The organism is Candidatus Poriferisodalis sp., from assembly GCF_965219595.1.
Lineage (GTDB): Bacteria > Actinomycetota > Acidimicrobiia > Acidimicrobiales > Poriferisodalaceae > Poriferisodalis.
In genome coordinates, this window is the sequence record NZ_OZ244781.1 from 377,932 (window position 1) to 391,622 (window position 13,691).

The 13,691-nt window shown below is 68.0% G+C and carries 12 protein-coding genes and 1 pseudogene; 10 read left to right on the forward strand and 3 right to left on the reverse strand.

All coding sequences use genetic code 11. The features are described from left to right. Window positions 1-73 precede the first annotated feature (73 nt). The 7 genes from nthB (at window position 74) to ACOQPE_RS01725 (ending at window position 5,211) form a co-directional block, all read left to right on the forward strand. Window positions 74-856, forward strand: coding sequence for a nitrile hydratase subunit beta (gene nthB / locus ACOQPE_RS01695; protein WP_420610201.1), 783 nt, complete (start codon window positions 74-76; stop codon window positions 854-856). A gap of 26 nt (window positions 857-882) precedes the next feature. Next, entirely contained in the window at window positions 883-1,509 is a 627-nt protein-coding gene (gene nthA / locus ACOQPE_RS01700) for a nitrile hydratase subunit alpha (RefSeq protein WP_420610202.1), read from the forward strand. 18 nt (window positions 1,510-1,527) lie between these two features. Further along, complete coding sequence (locus tag ACOQPE_RS01705; protein WP_420610203.1) at window positions 1,528-1,869, forward strand: nitrile hydratase accessory protein; 342 nt, start codon at window positions 1,528-1,530, stop codon at window positions 1,867-1,869. A 70-nt stretch (window positions 1,870-1,939) separates the two neighbouring features. Beyond that, on the forward strand, window positions 1,940-2,479 hold the full coding sequence (locus tag ACOQPE_RS01710; protein ID WP_420610204.1) for a UGSC family (seleno)protein: 540 nt from the start codon (window positions 1,940-1,942) through the stop codon (window positions 2,477-2,479). Window positions 2,480-2,486: 7 nt separating this feature from the next. Next, window positions 2,487-3,644, forward strand: a complete 1,158-nt coding sequence (locus ACOQPE_RS01715; RefSeq protein ID WP_420610205.1) for a hypothetical protein — start codon at window positions 2,487-2,489, stop codon at window positions 3,642-3,644. Continuing rightward, entirely contained in the window at window positions 3,644-4,138 is a 495-nt protein-coding gene (locus ACOQPE_RS01720; protein WP_420610206.1) for a MaoC family dehydratase, read from the forward strand. The genes ACOQPE_RS01715 and ACOQPE_RS01720 overlap by 1 nt, the downstream gene beginning before the upstream one ends. A 47-nt stretch (window positions 4,139-4,185) precedes the next feature. Further along, window positions 4,186-5,211: an acyl-CoA dehydrogenase family protein gene (locus tag ACOQPE_RS01725; RefSeq protein WP_420610207.1), complete on the forward strand. Its 1,026-nt coding sequence runs from the start codon at window positions 4,186-4,188 to the stop codon at window positions 5,209-5,211. A gap of 116 nt (window positions 5,212-5,327) precedes the next feature. Here ACOQPE_RS01725 and ACOQPE_RS01730 read toward each other — a convergent pair whose 3' ends face one another. Continuing rightward, window positions 5,328-6,170, reverse strand: a complete 843-nt coding sequence (locus tag ACOQPE_RS01730) for an SMP-30/gluconolactonase/LRE family protein (RefSeq protein WP_420610208.1) — start codon at window positions 6,168-6,170, stop codon at window positions 5,328-5,330. A gap of 78 nt (window positions 6,171-6,248) precedes the next feature. Then, window positions 6,249-7,574: a cytochrome P450 gene (locus ACOQPE_RS01735; RefSeq protein ID WP_420610209.1), complete on the reverse strand. Its 1,326-nt coding sequence runs from the start codon at window positions 7,572-7,574 to the stop codon at window positions 6,249-6,251. Window positions 7,575-7,706: 132 nt separating this feature from the next. Here ACOQPE_RS01735 and ACOQPE_RS01740 point away from each other — a divergent pair, with 132 nt between their 5' ends. Both ACOQPE_RS01740 and ACOQPE_RS01745 read left to right on the forward strand, forming a co-directional pair. Beyond that, a complete protein-coding gene (locus tag ACOQPE_RS01740; RefSeq protein WP_420610210.1) occupies window positions 7,707-8,708 on the forward strand; it encodes an NAD(P)-dependent oxidoreductase in 1,002 nt (333 codons plus the stop codon). 19 nt (window positions 8,709-8,727) lie between these two features. Beyond that, a pseudogene (locus tag ACOQPE_RS01745) lies at window positions 8,728-10,875 on the forward strand (DEAD/DEAH box helicase); the annotation flags it as partial. Here ACOQPE_RS01745 and guaB read toward each other — a convergent pair. After that, complete coding sequence (guaB, locus tag ACOQPE_RS01750) at window positions 10,869-12,380, reverse strand: IMP dehydrogenase (RefSeq protein ID WP_420610211.1); 1,512 nt, start codon at window positions 12,378-12,380, stop codon at window positions 10,869-10,871. The pseudogene ACOQPE_RS01745 and the gene guaB overlap by 7 nt on opposite strands. 86 nt (window positions 12,381-12,466) lie before the next feature. Between guaB and ACOQPE_RS01755 the strand changes: the two genes are divergently transcribed. Further along, window positions 12,467-13,687 (forward strand): glycosyl transferase, encoded by a 1,221-nt coding sequence (locus tag ACOQPE_RS01755; RefSeq protein ID WP_420610212.1) that lies wholly within the window; start codon window positions 12,467-12,469, stop codon window positions 13,685-13,687. Window positions 13,688-13,691 lie beyond the last annotated feature (4 nt).

The window sequence follows — 13,691 nt, forward strand, 5'->3', positions numbered from 1 at the left end:
GGCGTCTCGACGTCGGTCGGAGCGGCCGCCATGGTCGCGGCCGTCAGCGCCCGAAGTGCAAAGCTGTTCCGCGATGCGTCCCGATGCCGGCGAGCCCAGTGCCGCCGACCCCAACTCCATCAAACCGAATTCCACGTGGCCTGGGGTTCACGATCTCGGGGGAGCTCGCGGATGGGGCAGTGTGCCCTACGAGTCGGACGAGCCGTCGTTCCACGCCGCTTGGGAGCGGCGTGTCTTCGGCCTTCTCGGTGCTGTCACAGCGGCCTCAGCGCAGCGCCCTGGTGAGTTCCGGTATGCGCTCGAGCGCCTCCACCCCGACGACTACTTCGATCACGGCTATTACGGCCGCTGGCTCGCGGGCTTCGAGCTCTTGTTAGCCGAGTACGGCGTGATCAGCCCCGACGAGATGGCCTCTGCACTGAACCGTGGAGCGAACCGCGAACTTCAGCACCGGTCGTCGCCCATCGGTCGGGCGGCCCCGACGTTCGCTAGAGATCCAGCACTGCTCCCGCCAGATGTCCCAGTGCCGCCGCCTCAGCACCGCGGTGTCCGCCGCGATCTGGCCCCGGAACCACGATTCGCAGTGGGTGACCGGGTGGCAGCACCTGCCGCCCCTCAGCCTGGCCACACACGACTGCCTGCGTACGTCGTGGACAAGCCGGGCACTGTGGTCAAGCTGCATCCCGCAGAGGTGCTCCCAGACAGCACGGCCCACGACCTAGGCGAGCGACCGCAGCACGTCTACTGCGTCGGCTACGACGCCCAGACGCTGTGGGGCGACAACGCCGAGCCGAACACATCGGTCTATGTCGACCTCTATGAGTGCTATCTGAACCCGACGAACGGCGCGGGTTGACCCGCAGCGAGTGGGAGAACGAATTCATGCACGATGACCACGGGCACGGACACCCGCATCATGACCTCGACGCCTCGTCGCCCGAGATCCGCGTCGAAGCGCTCGAAGACCTGCTCGTGGAGAAGGGACTTGCCGACCGCGCCCGCATTGACGCGACGATCCAGCGTTACGAGCACGACATCGGCCCGATGATCGGGGCCGAGTTGGTAGCACACGCGTGGACCGACCCCGCGCTCGCCAGTCGCCTGCTGGCCGACGCCGACGGCGTTGTAGCCGAGCTCGGCATTCGGGGGGCAGAGATCCAGCACATTGAGGTCAAGGCCAACACGCCAGGCGTTCACAACGTGGTCGTGTGCACGCTGTGCTCGTGCTACCCGTGGGCGCTGCTGGGCCTGCCGCCCAACTGGTACAAGAGCCCCGAGTACCGGGCACGCATGGTGCGCGAGCCCCGGGCCGTACTGGCCGAGATGGGCCTGGAACTCGAACCCGACACCGAAGTGCACATCTGGGATTCCAGCTCCGAGACCCGATTCCTGGTGCTGCCCGAGCGGCCAGCGGGCACCGACGGATGGCCCGTCGAACGCCTGGCCGAGCTAGTGACGCGCGATTCGATGATCGGCGTGGCTCGGGCTGCCGATCCTGCTGGCGAGTAGCCGGGCGGCGCAGACTCCATGAGCATCGACCTGCTCGAGGGCACCACTGCTGCTCCCCCGAGGGACAACGGCGAGTTGGTTTTTTCTGAGCCATGGCAGGCGCGTGCGTTCGGTGTGGCGGCCGATCTCGTCGATGGCAGTCACTTCACCTGGGACCAGTTCCGCGAGCACCTGATCGAAGCGATCGCCGAGGCCGAGACGCCCGTCGATAGCGGCGATGCGGCTGAGCCGTGGGATTACTACCGGTGCTGGCTGACGGCGCTCGAGCACGCCGTTGGCGAGCGCGGCCTGCTGAGCGGCGATGCCGTTGCCGATCGGGCCGCCGCATACGCCTCCCGTCCCGCCGGCCACGATCACTGAGCCGAGGGCTCGCCGAGCCGGTGCCGCCGCACAGCACGCGCGGCTGCGGCGCGGGTGTCAGACTGGACCCATGAGCACCCTCACCTTCCACGATCCGCGAGGCGAGGCCAAGACTGCACCTGAGCCATACGCGCTCAGCACACCGCTCGATCAGCCGATCACGATCGGCTTGGTCGCCAATGGCTTCCCCGACAGCGTCCGCTTCCTCGACCACGTCGAGAAGGCGCTCGCCGAACGGCTGCCGTCGGCGTCGTTCAACCGTTACGACAAGGGCGACGCTTCGTCGGTGGTCGGCGAGGGGATGCTTGCCGACATCAGCGCCGAGTGCGGCGCGGTGATCGCCGCGTACGGCCATTGAGGCAGCTGCACATCTGGCACCGTGCGTGACAGCATCACCACCGCCCGAGCGGGCATTCCCTCCATCGCACTCGTCACCGATGCGTTCTGGCCTCAGGGCGACTTCGTGGCCAACGCCACCGGCATGCCGTCCGTCCCTCGCGTCCGCCTGCCGCACCCGGTAGCGGGCAGCGGCGAGGACAACATGGCCAAGGTTGCAGCTGACATCGCGCCGCAGATCATCTCGATCCTGACCGGCGCTGGTTCCAACTAAGCCAGCCGTGACACTGCTGGAGGCCCGCAGCGAGGCCGACGCGCTCGAGCAGCTTCACGCGCTCGGGCTCACCGACGGCCTGCCAGTGGTCATCCCCACCCCGGAGCGGGTGGCCATGACGGCGCTCGCCACAGGGCTCGACCCCGATCTCGAACTCGGCGTCATGGGACCCGCGCATGGCGTGGCGAGCGTGGAGAAGGTGGCTACAGCCGCGGTGATGGCCGGCTGCCTGCCTGACCACATCCCCGTCGTCGTGGCCGCCGTTCGGGCCGTGTGCCAGCCCGAGTTCGACCTCACCGAGATGCAGAGCACCACCCACTGCACCGCGCCGCTCATCGTGGTGTGCGGGCCGGCACGGCACCAGTGCGGTGAAGTGGCGTCGGGATTCGGGGCGCTCGGGCCCGGCCATCGAGCCAATGCCACCATCGGCCGGGCGTTGAGGCTGGCCATGATGAACATCGGCGGCGCCCGCCCCGGCGTGTCCGACATGGCGCTGCACGGCCATCCCGGCAAGTTCACCTACTGCATCGGCGAAGACTCCGAGAACAGCCCGTTCGCGCCGCTGCACACCAGCTATGGCTACGGCGAAGACGACAGTGCTGTGGTCGTCGTCGGTGCCGAGGCGCCGCATTCGGTGATCTTCACCGGCGATGCCGACGATCCCGAATCGGCCAGCCGGCTGCTGAACGTGATCGCTGCGGTCATGGCCAACCCGGGCAGCAACAACGCCCACCTGCGACACGGCGCCCTCACCGTGATCATGAACCCCGACCACACGACGGTGCTGGCTCGCGCGGGGCTGACCCGCGAGGACATTCAGGCCGAGCTGGCTGCCCGTGCAGCCAATACCGCAGCCACGCTCGCCCGTGTCGGGTCGGCTTTCTATCTCGACCGGGATGGCCCGCCCGATGAGCTGATCCCGATCCTGAAAGACCCCAGCAGGATCGTGGTGTTCCAGGCGGGCGGCTCGGGTCTCTACACGATGGTGATGCCCTCGTGGTGCGCCGGCCCGCACCAGAACCCGGTGGTCCACGCCGAGATCGATCTTGACCAAGCGTGCGAGGTGCCCTGGGCCGACACTCTCGGTGTCGGCCAATCAGACTCAGCCGACACCCCTGGGGTCGGCCAATCAGACACAGCCGAAGTTGAAGGAGGAGCTGCCTGATGAGCGATGCGCCCCGCCCGCACGGCGGCCGATGGTTCGAGGAACTGACGCCGGGTCTGGTGATCCATCACCGGCTGCGCCGCACGATCACCGAAGCCGACAACGTCATGTTCACCACCATGACGATGAACCCCGCTGCTCTGCATCTCGACTTCGAGTACGCGCGCACCGAGACCCAGTTCGGCAAGCCGCTCGTGAACTCGATGTTCACGGCCGCAGTCGTGGTCGGCATCTCCGTCCACGAGACCACCCACGGCACCACCGTGGCCAACCTCGGATTCGAACGGATGGATTTCCCTGCACCCGTCTTCCACGGCGACACGCTGCGGGTAGAGAGCGAAGTGATCTCGGCCCGAGGATCCAAGAGCAAGCCCGACCAGGGCATCATCCTGTTCGAGCACCGCGCCTACAACCAGGACGACACGCTGGTCGCCATCATGCGCCGCAACGCCCTCATGTGGCGCACGCCGGCGGCGGCCGACACCGGCACCTAAACGCCCTGGGGCGTGGCGACGTCACCGCGCGTGCATCCTTGATCGCCGTGAGCTCTGGTCCCCCGCCCGATCCCATCGCGCTACGGCGCGACGCTCAGCAGCTAGCGGATGAGGTGCTGTTCGAGCGCGCTTTGGACGTGGACGAAGCGGGCGAGGTTCCCGAGCACAACCTGGATCTGTTTCGTGATGCTGGGCTGTATGGGCTGTGGACGCCGACCGAGGTGGGCGGCTGCGACTTCGACGAGCTTGAGCGGCTGCCGATTCTCGAAGCGCTGGCCGGCGGCTGTCTCACGACTGCGTTCGTGTGGGCTCAGCACGGGGGCGGCTCGGCGAATGCCACGCGGATGCCAGCCGGATCGCCGCTGCATGAGCGCTGGGCCCGCGCGCTAGCCACCGGCGAGCGGCGCAGCGGTGTCGCGTTCGCGCATGTGCTGCGTCCCGAGCCGTGCCTGTTCGCGGAGCGTTCCGGCGACGGCTGGGTGCTGCGTGGCGTGGCGCCGTTCGTCACCGGGTGGGGTCACATCGACGCGGTACTGGTTGCTGCTCACGAGGCGGATCGGCTGGTGTGGATGCTCATCCCGGCCACCGAGGCCCGCACGTTGACGTCGCGCCGGTTGCGGCTCGCCGCGGTGGACTCGTCGGTGACAGTCGAGCTGCACTTCGACGGGCACGCCGTCGGCGACGACGAGGTGGTGGAGGTCATCGACTACGACGACTGGCTGTCGTTCTATCGCCAGGGCCTGCGGACCAACGGCGCCCTCATGCTGGGTGTTGCATCCCGCGCACTCGAGCTGCTCGGGCCCTCGCCACTGGACGCCGAGCTGGACGCGGCGCGCGGAGCGCTCTACGCAGCCGAGGTCAATGAGATGCCGGATCGCCGTGCTCAGGTCGGATATGTGGGCATCCGGGCGACTAGCGCTCTCGTCTCATCGGTCGGCGGCAGAGCCATCACGCTCGCCCATCACGGGCAGCGCCTGGCCCGCGAAGCGCTGTTCCTGCTGGTTCAGGGCCAGACCGCCGACATACGTGCAGGTCACCTGCGCCGCCTCGGCGCCACCGACCCGGACGGCTGAGGGCTCAGAGGCTGAGCCGCATGGCGAAGCCGTGGCCCGAGCGGCCCGTGAGCGCAGCGAACAAGAGCGGGAGACAAGAGGTGACGCGCTGGCAGGCTCACCTCTCGACGCGGCAGCTACGGCAGGCCGGCGCCGGGAATTTCGACCCGGACGGTCTCGATACGGCCGAGGGCCGGGGCGTCGTCGGGTGGGCGCGATGTGGGTGCGGTGACCATGTAGAGGGTGCGGCGATCATCGTCGCCGAGCATGCAGGCGAAGCAGTTCAGCTCCAGATCGACGACATCGGTGACCTCGCCGCCATCGACCACCCGGAAACAGCTCGCGTTGAGGGGATCGGCCACCCAGATGCCGCCGGCTTCGTCCAAGCAGATGCCGTCGGGCACGCGCTCTCCCAGATCGGCAAACGTCCGCCGGCCGCTCAGCGAGCCGTCAGCTTCGATGTCGAACGCCGTCATCCGTCGGCCGTAGCTCTCCGCGATGACCATGTGGCGCCCGCTGGGGTCGATCACGGTGCCGTTGGGGAAGTCGAAGCCCTCGGGCCCCGGTCGAGCAGTGCCGTCCGGACTCACGATGGCCAAGGTTGCCTGCGCGAACGTCTCCCCAGCGCTGTCGTCGAAACCGAAGTTGCCGACGTATGCCGTGCCGTCGGCGGCAACCACCATGTCGTTGCACGGACCGCCGGCGATGCCCGACAGGTCGGCGTGCAGCGACTCGTTGCCGTCGGCGTCGAGCCGGCGAAGCTGCCGGTCCAGCATCGACACGAACAGCAGGTCTCCGTCGGGCAGCCAGCCCAGCCCCGACGGCTGGGTGGGCACCGTATGGATCAGCTCCTCGCTGCCGTCGGGCGTGACCGTGAAGATGCCGTGCCGGTAGAAGTCGGAGTACCAGAGCCGGTCGCCGCGCCAGCGCGGCCCCTCCCCGAATCGCAGCCCCGTCACCACCACATCAGTTGTCGTCATGGCCGCCGACGCTAGTCCTGCACCCAGCTCGCATTTGAGGGCACCGGTCGTGTCCAGATACCCGACGCTGCGGGCGGATCAGGCCCGCGGGACCACCATCTGGTGCTTGATGGGGCCGACGTGCAGGTGGCCGATGCGCGACTGCTCCCCGTCGAGCTGCAGGCTGTCCAGCAGCGGGGCAACCACCCGGAAGAACGCTCGCAGCTCCCAGCGGGCCAGATGCACGCCGAGACAGAAGTGGGCGCCGTGGCCGAAGGCGAGGTGGTCGTTGGGCGTGCGCCCGATGTCGAAGCGGTAGGGCTCGGGGAATTGGCGTTCGTCGCGGTTGGCCGAGGGGTACCACACCCCGACGTGCTCGCCGGCTTTGATCGTGTGGCCTCGAAGCTCGGTGTCTTTGGTGCAGGTGCGGGCGAACTGGATGACCGGGGAGGTCCAGCGCAGGATCTCCTCGACGGCCGATTCCACGGCATCGGGGTCGTCGATGCGCTCGTTGAGCAGGTCAAGTTGGTCGCGGTGCTCAAGCAGGGCGATCACCCCGCCGCTCGCTGCGTTGCGAGTGGTCTCGTTGCCCGCAGCGATCATCAGGCGCAAGTAGCCCACGAGCTGCTGCGGCGTGAGCGGCCCCGACTCGATCTCCGAGCGCAACAGGATGCTCACCAGGTCGCGGCCGTCGGTGCCGTCACGGCGGCGCTGGGTGATCAGCTCGCCGATCCACGTGTCGAACTCGCGGATCATGCGCGACCGCATCTCGTCGCGGGGCTCGCCGGGCCGGCAGAACCTCTCCAGATCGGGATCGTCGAACAGCACCGACGTCCAAGCGTGCACCTGCTCCCAGTCGTCGGCCGACACGCCGACCATCTCGCAGATGGCAGCCAGCGGCAGCTTCACCGCCAGGTCTTCCACGACATCGGCGGTGCCTTCGTCGGCGACCTTGGTGATGAACTCGTCCGCGAAGCGCTGGGCGTGCAGCTCCAGCGATTCGGATCTGCTGCGCATCGCCTTCGGCGTGAACTCCGGCACCACCAACCGGCGCAGGTCCCAGTGGTCGGGACGGTCCTTGAAGATGAAGTCCGGCGGTTCGTCCGGATCCCAGCCGATCTCGATGGCGCGCTGGCGGTACTTGGTCCAGAAGCGGGCATCCCGGTCGGCGTCAGCCAGACGCAGCCGGCCGCCGCCGTTGATGAACGTCTTGTTCTGGCCCGAGATCCACTTCACGTCCTCGTAGCGGGTGACGGCCCAGAACGGCACGATGTTGTCGCGCACATACCAGTAGACGGGCGCCTCGTCGCGCAGCAGATCCCATTCGGCCCACGGGTAGCCCTCGGCGGCATACCGATCAGTGTCGTGGATGACCGCCTCGTCGACCTGCATCAACCCGTACCCCTGCTCGCCAATGACCGCCACCGTCGGCGTCAACGGTAGCCATGCGCCCGGTGCCGGTGCCGGGGTGTTGCCGTGCCCGAATCGACAACCGGGGCGCGCTCGACGCAATACTGACCGCGTGGCCGACGCAGCCACGAAAGGCTGGGGCATCACATGAGCACGGGTTCTGACACTGCGGATGGTTCAGGCGCCTTGCCGGTTGTCTGGTTTGATCGGCCTGCCGGCCGGCTGCAGCGCGAGCTGCTGGACGGCCGGACCGAGATCGTCGATGTGCGCGGCGATGATCCGCTCGAAGGGATCGAACGGGCTCATGGCGCCATCGTGGGCGCCGCGATTCGCTACGACCGCACCGTGTACGAGCGAGCTCCGCGGCTGAAAGTGATCGCCCGGGCCGGCATCGGGTTCGACAATCTCGACCTCGACGACGCCACCGAGTTCGGCATCGCCGCCTGCAACACGCCCGACGGCCCGACGATCTCCACCGCCGAGCAAGCCGTCGCACTCATTTTCGCCATCACCAAAGGACTGAAGGAATCGGCCCTCCGGCTCGAGGCTGCCGAAGGCGACTACTGGGCACGCCACGGGCATCTTGAACTGGCCGGCTCGACGCTCGCATTAGTAGGGCTCGGACGCATCGGCGGCTACGTCGCCCGGGTGATGTCGGCCGTCGGCATGGAGATCGTGGCGTATGACCCCTATGCGGGCGACGAGCGATTTGCGGAACTGGGGGCGCAGCGGGCGGCGACGCCCAATGACGCAGTGGCTGACGCGCATGTCGTGTCGGTGCACGCGCCGCTCAGCGACGCGACGCACCATCTGGTGAACGCCGAGCTCCTCGCTGCGATGCGCGACGGCGTGTACCTGGTCAACACGTCTCGTGGCGGACTTGTCGACCAAGACGCCCTGCTGGCGGCGCTCGACGCAGGCAAGGTGCGAGGCGCCGGGCTGGACGTGACCGAGCCGGAGCCGCTGCCATCGGGCCACCCGCTGCTGGGCCGCCCAGACGTGGTGGTGACCCCGCACGTGGCCTCCGCCACAGTCGCCGGCCGCCGCCGCATCTTCACCCATGCAGTGTCGGAGGTCATGACCGCACTCGACGGCAGCCAACCGCCCAACATGCTCAACCCCCAGGCTTGGCCCGGCCGCAACGCCTGACTCCTAGCCTCCGGTGGTGATGGCGGTTGAGCGATCGGCGGCGGGGCGGCTGACGGCGTTCCTGCCCCGCGAGCCTGATGGCGACTCGCTGCTGGAGGGCTTCCTGAACTACACGGCCGAGATCGGCCTGGAGCTCTACGAGGCCCAAGAAGACGCCGTCTTGGAGATCTTCGGCGGCAACCACGTCATCATCACCACGCCGACCGGCTCGGGCAAATCGCTGGTGGGCCTCGCGGCGCACTTCGAGGCGGTGGCCCGAGGCCAACGCAGCTACTACACCGCGCCGGTCAAGGCCCTCGTGTCGGAGAAGTTCTTCGCGCTCTGCGAGGAACTGGGCGCTGCCAACGTCGGCATGGTGACCGGCGACGGCGCCGTCAACCCCGATGCGCCGGTGGTGTGCTGCACGCAGGAGATCCTGGCCAACCTGGCGCTGCGCTCAGGTGCCGGCGCCCCGGTCGACAGTGTCGTCATGGACGAGTTCCATTTCTATGCCGACCGCGACCGGGGATGGGCCTGGCAGGTGCCGCTGCTCGAGCTGACCCGCACCCAGATGATCCTGATGAGCGCCACGCTCGGCCCCACCCAGCGCTTCGCCGACGACCTGCGGCGGCGGTCGGGCCGCGAGGTCGCCACCGTGACGGGGGCGGAACGGCCGGTGCCGCTCACGTTCACCTACCGCGAGACCACGCTGCACCAGTCGCTCGAAGAGCTGCTGGAGCTGCGCCGGGTGCCCGCCTACATCGTTCACTTCACCCAGAGGGCGGCCACCGAACGGGCGCAAGCGCTCACCAGCCTCAACGTGCTCTCCAAGGATGAAAAGGCGCAGGTGGCCGCAGAGATCGTCGACTTCCGCTTCGACTCGCCGTTCGGCCGCGACATCTCGCGCTTCGTCAAGGCCGGCATCGGCGTGCACCACGCCGGGATGCTGCCCAAGTACCGGCTGCTGGTCGAGCGGTTGGCAGGGGCGGGCCTGCTCAAGCTCATCTGCGGCACCGACACGCTCGGCGTCGGCGTGAATGTGCCCATCCGCACGGTGGTGTTCACCCAGCTCTGCAAGTACGACGGCCGCGACACCCGGGTGCTGTCGGTGCGCGACTTCCAGCAGATCGCCGGCCGGGCGGGGCGCCGCGGCTTCGACCACGAGGGCTTCGTGTGGTGCCAGGCGCCCGAGCACGAAGTCGAGTACGCGATGGCGCTCGAGAAGGCCCGCGAGAAATTCGGCGACGACCCGGCCAAGCTGCGCAAGGTGCGCCGGCCGTCGCCGCCCAAACGGGGCTACGCGCCGTGGAACGCCGACACGTTCGAGCGGCTGGCGTCAGGCGAACCTGAACTGCTGCGCTCGCAGTTCGATGTGTCGCACTCGATGCTGATGAACGTGCTCGACCGCCCCGGCGACGGCTGCGCGGCGATGCGCCGGCTGCTCACCGACAACCACGAGACGCGGGCCGCCAACCGCACCCACATCCGCCGCGCCATCGCCATCTACCGCTCGCTGACCGAGACGCAGGTGGTTGAACGGCTCGCCGAACCCGACGAGCTCGACCGCCTGGTGCGGGTGAACGTGGACCTGCAGGCCGAGTTCGACCTGACCCAGCCGCTGTCGCCATTTGCGCTCGACGCCATCGAGTTCGTCGACGCCGACGAGCCGACCTACCCGCTCGATGTGCTCAGCGTGCTGGAGGCAACGCTCGAGAACCCGACCGTGGTGCTCGAACGGCAGCGAGACCTTGCCCGCACCGACCTGCTGGTCGAGATGAAGGCCGAGGGCGTGGAGTACGAGGAGCGGATGGAGCGCCTCGAAGAGGTCGAGTGGCCCAAGCCGCTGCGCGACTGGCTGTATGACAGCTTCAACGCCTGGTCGACCCATCACCCCTGGCTGCGCAACGACAACATCCGCCCCAAGTCAGTGGCACGTGACTTACGGGAGCGAGCGATGACCTTCCACGAGTACGTCAACCACTACGGCATCAAGGGCTCCGAGGGCGTGCTGCTGCGCTACCTCAGCGATGCCTACAAAGCCCTGGTGCGCAACGTGCCTGAGGATCGCCGCAGCAACGACATCGTGGAGTTGACGCGGTGGCTCGGCGAGCTCGTGCGCGACACCGACAGCAGCCTCATCGACGAATGGGAACGGCTGGAGCAGCTCAGCAAGGACGAAGATCAGGTCGGCGCCCGGTAGTTGGGCGCCTCCTTGGTGATCATGATGTCGTGGGGGTGGCTCTCGCGCAGTGCGGCTGCGGTGACGCGCACGAACCGGGTGCGCAGCCGCATGTCGTCGATGCTGGTGGCGCCGCAGTAGCCCATCGCCTGGCGCAGCCCGCCGACGAGCTGGTGCAGCACACCGGCCAGCGGACCCTTGTAGGCAACCCGTCCCTCAATCCCTTCGGGCACCAGCTCTTCCACCTCGCGCCCGTCCTGGAAGTATCGATCCTTGGAGTAGCTGCGGCCCTTCATGGCGCCCACCGAGCCCATGCCGCGGTACTCCTTGAAGCGCTCGCCCTGGTACAGCACCACCTCACCGGGCGACTCGTCGGTGCCCGCCAGCAGGCTGCCCACCATGGCGCTGTGCGCTCCTGCGGCGATCGCCTTGGCGAGGTCGCCCGAGAACTGCATGCCGCCGTCGGCGATTACCGGTACGCCGGCGGCTGCGGCCTCCGATGCACAGTCGAACACCGCCGAGATCTGCGGCACCCCCACCCCGGCTACCACCCGGGTCGTGCAGATCGAGCCGGGGCCGATGCCGACCTTGATCGCATCGGCACCAGCGTCGATGAGCGCTCGAGCCGCATCGGCGGTGGCCACGTTGCCCGCCACCACCTCGGCAGCGTGATTGGCTTTGATCTTCGCGACGGTCTCGATGACATCGCGGCTGTGGCCGTGTGCCGTGTCGACCACGATGGCATCCACGTCGCGCTCCACCAGCGCTGCGGCGCGCTCCATCGTGTCGGGACCGGTGCCGACTGCGGCGGCGACCAGCAGCCGGCCGTGCTCGTCCTTGGAGGCGTTCGGGAACTGGATGCGCTTCTGGATGTCCTTCACCGTGATCAGACCAACGAGCCGGAAGTCGTCATCGACGATCGGCAGCTTCTCGATGCGGTGGCGGGCCAGCACCACCTGAGCCTCTTCCAGAGTGGTCGGGGCACTCGCAGTCACCAGCCCTTCCGACGTCATCACCTCGTGGATCGGACGGCTCCAATCGGTCTCGAAGCGCAGGTCGCGATTGGTGAGTATCCCGACCAGCCGACCCGCTGGATCGGTGATCGGCACCCCGCTGATCTTGAAGCGGGCCATGAGGTCCTCGGCTTCGGACACCAGGTTGTCGGGGCCGAGCGTGAAGGGCTCGTTGATCATCCCCGACTCGGAGCGTTTCACCTTGTCGACCTCGGCAGCCTGATCGGCGACCGACAGGTTGCGGTGAATCACGCCGATGCCGCCGTGGCGGGCCATTGCAATGGCCAGACGCGCCTCGGTGACGGTGTCCATGGCCGCGCTCACCAGCGGAACGGCGAGCGTGATGCCCCGCGTGAACCGCGACGACGTGTCGACCGCATCGGGCAGCACGTCGGACGCGTCAGGCACCAACAGCACGTCGTCGAAGGTCAACCCATCCGCGGTGAACTTGCTGTCCAGCGAGGGAAATCGGCCCCGCTCAGGGGGTTGAGATCGGGCCATGGCGCACCCTACCGCGCGCCCTCGCACGGGCCGATGAAGCCGGTCGGGGTAGCTTCACCATCAGCAAGCGAGCCAAGCGAGCCGTCGTGGCCGATTTCCAGCAGCACGAGTCGATCGCGACGCTCCATCGCCTTGGCGACCGATCCGTCGAGAGCTTCGAGAGCGAGCTGTTCGACTACTCGCGCCGCCGGCCGATCGCGCTCATCATCCCGGCCCTGTACAGCGAGCTGCAGGGGCCCGCGCTCGGGAACATCGTCGACGAGATTGCCAAGGTCGCCTACATCGACGAGATCATCGTGGGCATCGACCGGGCCGACGAGGCCCAGTTCGCCGACGCCAGGCGGTTCTTCGCCCGGCTGCCGCAGCGCACTCGCCTGCTGTGGAACGACGGCCCGCGGCTGCGCAAGATCGACGAAGTCCTCGCCGACCGGGTGCTGGCACCGACGGAGCCGGGCAAGGGCCGCAACGTCTGGTACTGCTTGGGCTACTTCCTGGCCTCGGGACGCTGCGAGAACGTCGCCCTGCACGATGCCGACATCCTGACCTACGACCGCGGCCTGCTGGCACGACTGCTGTACCCGATCCTGCATCCCACGTTCGGGTACTCATTCTCGAAGGGCTACTACTACCGGGCCGGCGAAGGCACCTCGGCGCGGCTGAACGGCCGCGTCGTGCGCCTGCTGGTGACACCGCTGCTGCGGGCGCTGCGGGCAACGATCGGCGAGCACGACTACCTGCGCTACCTCGGCGCCTTCCGCTACCCGCTGGCCGGCGAGTTCGCGATGAAACTGGACATGACCCGCAGCATCCGCATCCCCAGCGACTGGGGCCTCGAGATCGGCGTGCTGTCGGAGGTGTACCGCATCTACCAGGGGCGCAGGATCTGCCAGGTCGACCTGTGCGGGCGCTACGACCACAAGCACCAGGACCTTTCGCTCGAAGACGCCAACGCGGGCCTGCACAAGATGAGCCGCGACATCGCCAAGGCCATCTACCGCAAGCTGGCCATCGACGGCACCACGCTGGGAACCGAGATCTTCCGCACCGTGAAGGCCGTCTACTACCGCAACGCGCTCGACCTCGTCAGCCACTACCGCAACGACGCCACGTTCAACGGCTTCGACTTCGACCTGCACGCCGAGGAGACCGCCGTGGAGCTGTTCGCCTCAGCGATCATGGAAGCGGGCGACGAGTTCCTGAACGACCCGATGGGCACGCCGTTCATCCCGAACTGGTCACGCGTGCAGAGCGCTGTGCCCGACGTGCTCGGCCAGCTCTACGACGCCGTCGAGCTCGACAACGCCTGAGCCC

What these genes read in the sequence shown, in the direction of transcription:
- ACOQPE_RS01730 (WP_420610208.1), bottom strand. Translation starts at nt 6,170, where the DNA reads ATGACGACAACTGATGTGGTGGTGACGGGGCTGCGATTCGGGGAGGGG.
- guaB (WP_420610211.1), bottom strand. Translation starts at nt 12,380, where the DNA reads ATGGCCCGATCTCAACCCCCTGAGCGGGGCCGATTTCCCTCGCTGGAC.
- nthB (WP_420610201.1), top strand. Translation starts at nt 74, where the DNA reads ATGCGTCCCGATGCCGGCGAGCCCAGTGCCGCCGACCCCAACTCCATC.
- ACOQPE_RS01720 (WP_420610206.1), top strand. Translation starts at nt 3,644, where the DNA reads ATGAGCGATGCGCCCCGCCCGCACGGCGGCCGATGGTTCGAGGAACTG.
- ACOQPE_RS01740 (WP_420610210.1), top strand. Translation starts at nt 7,707, where the DNA reads ATGAGCACGGGTTCTGACACTGCGGATGGTTCAGGCGCCTTGCCGGTT.
- nthA (WP_420610202.1), top strand. Translation starts at nt 883, where the DNA reads ATGCACGATGACCACGGGCACGGACACCCGCATCATGACCTCGACGCC.
- ACOQPE_RS01705 (WP_420610203.1), top strand. Translation starts at nt 1,528, where the DNA reads ATGAGCATCGACCTGCTCGAGGGCACCACTGCTGCTCCCCCGAGGGAC.